The sequence below is a fragment of the Lichenifustis flavocetrariae genome (genome assembly GCF_026130545.1).
Lineage (GTDB): Bacteria > Pseudomonadota > Alphaproteobacteria > Rhizobiales > Beijerinckiaceae > Lichenihabitans > Lichenihabitans flavocetrariae.
Map to the genome: position 1 here is coordinate 1 of NZ_JAMOIM010000112.1, position 4,034 is coordinate 4,034.

The 4,034-nt window shown below is 63.5% G+C and carries 5 protein-coding genes and 2 pseudogenes; 4 read left to right on the forward strand and 3 right to left on the reverse strand.

What is annotated here, in order from left to right:
• The coding region (locus M8523_RS35840) for a hypothetical protein (RefSeq protein ID WP_282589569.1) at window positions 1–209 on the forward strand (209 nt) is incomplete at its 5' end.
• Between the two features lie 285 nt (window positions 210–494).
• Here the strand turns inward: M8523_RS35840 and M8523_RS35845 are convergent.
• Complete coding sequence (locus M8523_RS35845) at window positions 495–1,124, reverse strand: TetR/AcrR family transcriptional regulator (protein WP_282589570.1); 630 nt, start codon at window positions 1,122–1,124, stop codon at window positions 495–497.
• A gap of 80 nt (window positions 1,125–1,204) precedes the next feature.
• Here M8523_RS35845 and M8523_RS35850 point away from each other — a divergent pair, with 80 nt between their 5' ends.
• A complete protein-coding gene (locus tag M8523_RS35850; RefSeq protein WP_282589571.1) occupies window positions 1,205–2,281 on the forward strand; it encodes an aldo/keto reductase in 1,077 nt (358 codons plus the stop codon).
• A 163-nt stretch (window positions 2,282–2,444) separates the two neighbouring features.
• Here M8523_RS35850 and M8523_RS35855 read toward each other — a convergent pair whose 3' ends face one another.
• Window positions 2,445–2,930 carry a VOC family protein gene (locus M8523_RS35855; protein WP_282589572.1) on the reverse strand — a complete coding sequence of 162 codons (486 nt, stop codon included), beginning with the start codon at window positions 2,928–2,930 and terminating at the stop codon, window positions 2,445–2,447.
• A 35-nt stretch (window positions 2,931–2,965) separates the two neighbouring features.
• Between M8523_RS35855 and M8523_RS35860 the strand changes: the two are divergent.
• A pseudogene (locus M8523_RS35860) lies at window positions 2,966–3,082 on the forward strand (transcriptional regulator); the annotation flags it as partial.
• Window positions 3,083–3,210: 128 nt separating this feature from the next.
• Here the strand turns inward: M8523_RS35860 and M8523_RS35865 are convergent.
• Window positions 3,211–3,654, reverse strand: a pseudogene (locus M8523_RS35865) (ATP-binding protein); the annotation flags it as partial.
• A gap of 74 nt (window positions 3,655–3,728) precedes the next feature.
• On the opposite strand from M8523_RS35865, the gene M8523_RS35870 reads away from it, so the two are divergent.
• Window positions 3,729–3,932, forward strand: coding sequence for a transposase (locus M8523_RS35870; RefSeq protein ID WP_428352037.1), 204 nt, complete (start codon window positions 3,729–3,731; stop codon window positions 3,930–3,932).
• The last annotated feature ends 102 nt before the right edge of the window (window positions 3,933–4,034 follow it).

Genomic DNA, 4,034 nt, shown 5'->3' on the forward strand with positions numbered 1-4,034 from the left:
TTACAACTGGCGTCTATTCGACTCATGCTGCGAAAGCTCTGCCAGAAAAAGATATGACTTCGGACAGACTCTTACAGTTCAGCCGTCCGCTCGTCTGCGTTGTTGCGCTAGTCCTCAGGATCGGTATGAGCCCACAAACCCAGCCCAATCAACCAATCCTTGCGATATTGGGTAGCAAACTTACATCAGGATTTACTGAGTCGTTATAATGTGGGATTGACCCGATTCAGTGGACAGTTTTCGGGCTTGCGGGTTAGGGCTCGATCACGGCTGTCTCTCCTTCGGATTCATAGACCATTGGTTATCGGTAGCCCAAGCCAGAATGCAGGCGCATTGGGTTGGTACAACTGGCAGAGGCCGCACATGAGCCTCGGTGCCAAGCCACCCATCAGCCGCCTCGGTCTATCCGAGGACAACCTGTTGAGGCTCCACAGCTAGGTCCCGCGCGATCGCGCTGAGGTCAACTGGTCAATGCCGATCTTTCGAGGGCACCACTACGTCCGGCACACCGGCCACGCCTGTAGCGTACGCTCGACGATGGCGAGCAGCTCCGGCCGGTCCATACCGTCGCGCGCCATGACGGACATTCCCTGGATGATCGCCATCACCATGCCGGCCAGGGCCGCGACATCAAGGTCCAGAGGCAGAATGCCCGCCTCGACGTCGCGTGTGATCCGGGCGCGCAGCCGGATGGCGACACCCCCGCGGATGTCGGTAATCGCCTGCTGCACGTCCGCCGACGCGGACGAGCCGCTGGCGGTCGCGCTGGCGAGCAGGCAACCCCTGGGGGTCGCCTCGCCCGTAAACGCGGTCGCGGCCGAGGTCAGCATGGCACGCGCGGCATCACAGGCCGTTTCAGCGTCGTCGAGCGCCTGTGCCATTGCCTCTGGATCGCCCGCATAGCGGCGAGCGGCTTCCAGGAAGAGCCGCTTCTTGTCGCCGAACGCGGTGTAGAGGCTGGGTGCCGTCACCCCCATCGCAGTCGTCAGGTCGACGATCGACGTGGTTTCATACCCATAACGCCAGAATGTCAGCATCGCCTGTTCGAGCGCGGCATCGCGATCGAACGACAGCGGGCGTCCCGTTTTCCGACGCGGCACAGCTTCCTTTTCGGCGAGTTCCATAGTGACCGCTCTGAAATAGATTGACGGCTGATCCTCACCATATCATAGGTTTCATATTGAACACTAGGAAAGTCCTCCCGATGTCCCTGACCAATTTTCGCACGCTCGGCCGCTCCGGCCTTGTCGTAAGCCCGTTGGCCCTTGGGACGATGACCTTCGGTCCCGGTGAGTGGAATGCGGACGACGCGACCTCGCGGGCCATCTTCGACGCCTATCGCGATGCGGGCGGCAATTTCGTCGACACCGCGGATATCTACGCGGGCGGCGGGAGCGAGACGCTGGTCGGCCGGTTCATCGCCGAGAGCAAGGTACGCGACGAGATCGTGCTCGCCACCAAGTTCGCTTTCAACGGATCGGCCAGCCCGCTGACCGCGCCACAGGCCGGTGGCGGCAATCCGAATGCCGGCGGTGCCGGTGCCAAAAACATCCACCGCGCGCTCGACGCCTCGCTCAGGCGGCTGAGGACGGATTACATCGACCTCTACTGGATGCACATCTGGGACGGCGTGACACCGATCGAGGAGATCGTGCAGACGCTGGGCGACCTCGTCCGTGCGGGCAAGATCCGCTATTATGGCCTGTCGGACATGCCCGCATGGCTGGCGATGAAGGCCGCGACGATCGCGAGCGAGCGACGGGTACCCGGGCCGATCGCGATGCAGCTCGAATATTCCCTCGTGGCGCGCGACGTGGAGAGCGAGCATTTCCCGGCGGCGCGCGAAGGCGGGATGGGGATCATGCCGTGGAGCCCGCTGGCGGGCGGCTTCCTGTCCGGCAAGTACCGGCGGAACGATACCGGCGACACCGGTCGCTTGAGCGGGGCAAACCCGTTCGGGGACAGCAAGTTCGTCGATCGCAACTGGGACATTCTCGACGTCGTGAAGGCCATCGCCTCGGAGCTTGACCGACCGGTCGCGCAGGTCGCGCTCGCCTGGACGCTGGTACGCACGGGCGTGACCTCGACGCTCGTCGGCGCACGGACGGTGTCACAGCTAGAAAGCAACATCGCCGCCACCGACATCGATCTGAGCGTGGACCAGATGAGGCGGCTCGACGACGCGAGCGCCCCCGCCTTAGGCTTCAGTTCCGGCCTCTCGGCCCCATTCATCCGTCGCATGGTCTTCGGCGGTCATGACGTCGTGGGCTGGGGCGAGTAACCGTGGCCGCAATAGTGGCACATGCGAGACGAGGATGGTCGACCGACACGCCTCCCCCGCCTCGTAGTGCCTCGGGATCTCAGTTGGCCGATTATCCTGAAGCCGCAGGTTCCATGGGGCGAAGAATCTCGGCCGCGTCCTCCCGATGGGGCGCCCCGAGTGTTCAGCCCTGATTGGCTGCTGGAACCGCATGGGCGCCGTCGACGGCGAGATTCCAGGTGATGCCGAAGCGATCCTTCACCATCCCGTAGAGCGGCGCCCAGGCCGCCGGCAAAAGCGGATGCAGCACCGTCCCGCCCACGCGCAGGCGGTCCCAACGGGAGCTGATCTCCGCTTCGACCGCACTGGATACCGAAACGAAGAACGGCGCCTCGCCGGCCGACCACGGACGGCTGGCAGGCATATCGAACGCCATGATGCGTAAGCCGTCATCGGCCACGACCTGGCCCCACATGACCTGATCCGCCTCTGACGGGTCCGTCACGCTGTGGGCGTCTGCGTAGGACATGATCGTCGATTGGCCACCGAACACGGACCGGTAGAATCCGAGCGCCTCGCGGGCCTGGGCGCGGAAGTTGGGGTGGGTGACGACGTTCAACATGGTGATCCCCCGGGACCGGCACCCTTGCCGGCCAACGAGCCGTGTCATAAACTACCTCTCCTGACAGATTCCGGCAGGTGAACGTGGCGCGACCCGACCGTCTCTTTCGCCTTCTGCACGCGCTCAGCACCCTGCCGAAGCCGGTGACGGCCGCCCGCCTGGCGGTGGAGACCGGCGTATCGGTACGCTCGCTCTACCGTCTGTCAACGGCGGTGCAATTCCAGGCCAGCGGGGGCGGAGTAAAAGCAGGCCAGTGATGGTGAGACGTGGTGATGTGCAAAGGGGCGCCGATCGGGGCCCCTTTGCACATCAGGCTTGGTCAGGTGGATCAGATGATGGTGGTGATCTCGCCGGTGTCCGGGTTGACGGTCTCAGGGCTGGCCTGGTTTTGCTCCGCCCTGAGTGTCGTGCGGCGGCGGCTCGTAGATTGTTTGAGGCGATAACTGTCGCCGTTCATGGCCAAGATCGTGACGTGATGCGTCAGGCGGTCGAGCAAGGCGCCGGTGAGTCGCTCGGACCCCAGGACCGAGGTCCAGTCCTCGAAGGGCAAGTTAGACGTGATGATGGTCGAGCCCCGCTCGTAGCGTTGCGAGACGGTCTCGAACAGCAGCTCAGCCCCTGTGGGCGACAGAGGAACGTAGCCGAGTTCATCGACGATCAGCAGCTTCACGGCCTGCAGCTCGCGCTGCATCTTCAAAAGCCGCCGCTCGTCACGCGCTTCCATCAGCTGGGTAACCAGCGCGGCCGCGGTCGTAAACGCGACCGGGAAGCCTGAAGTGGACCCCGTTTTTGGGACCATGAGCTAAGTTGGAAATCGGCTTCTCCGTTCGATAGACGGAGGGAGCAATGACGAAGAAGACGAGACGGAAGATCGACACGGCGCTGAAGGCGAAGATTGCCTTGGAGGCGCTGCGCGAGCAAGCGACGGTAGCGGAACTGGCGCGGCGCTACGAGGTGCATCCGAACCAGATCTATGCCTGGAAGAAGCAGTTGGTCGACCATGCCGCACGGGTGAACCGCCCCGGGTTTGCCGGAGGCCATTTGGTTTGAGTTACGCCGCCATAGCTGAAGGCTCGAGCGAGGCATAGTAGGCGGCTTCGGCCTCCGCCGGCGGGATGTTACCGATGGGCTGGAGAAGCCGTCGGTTGTTGA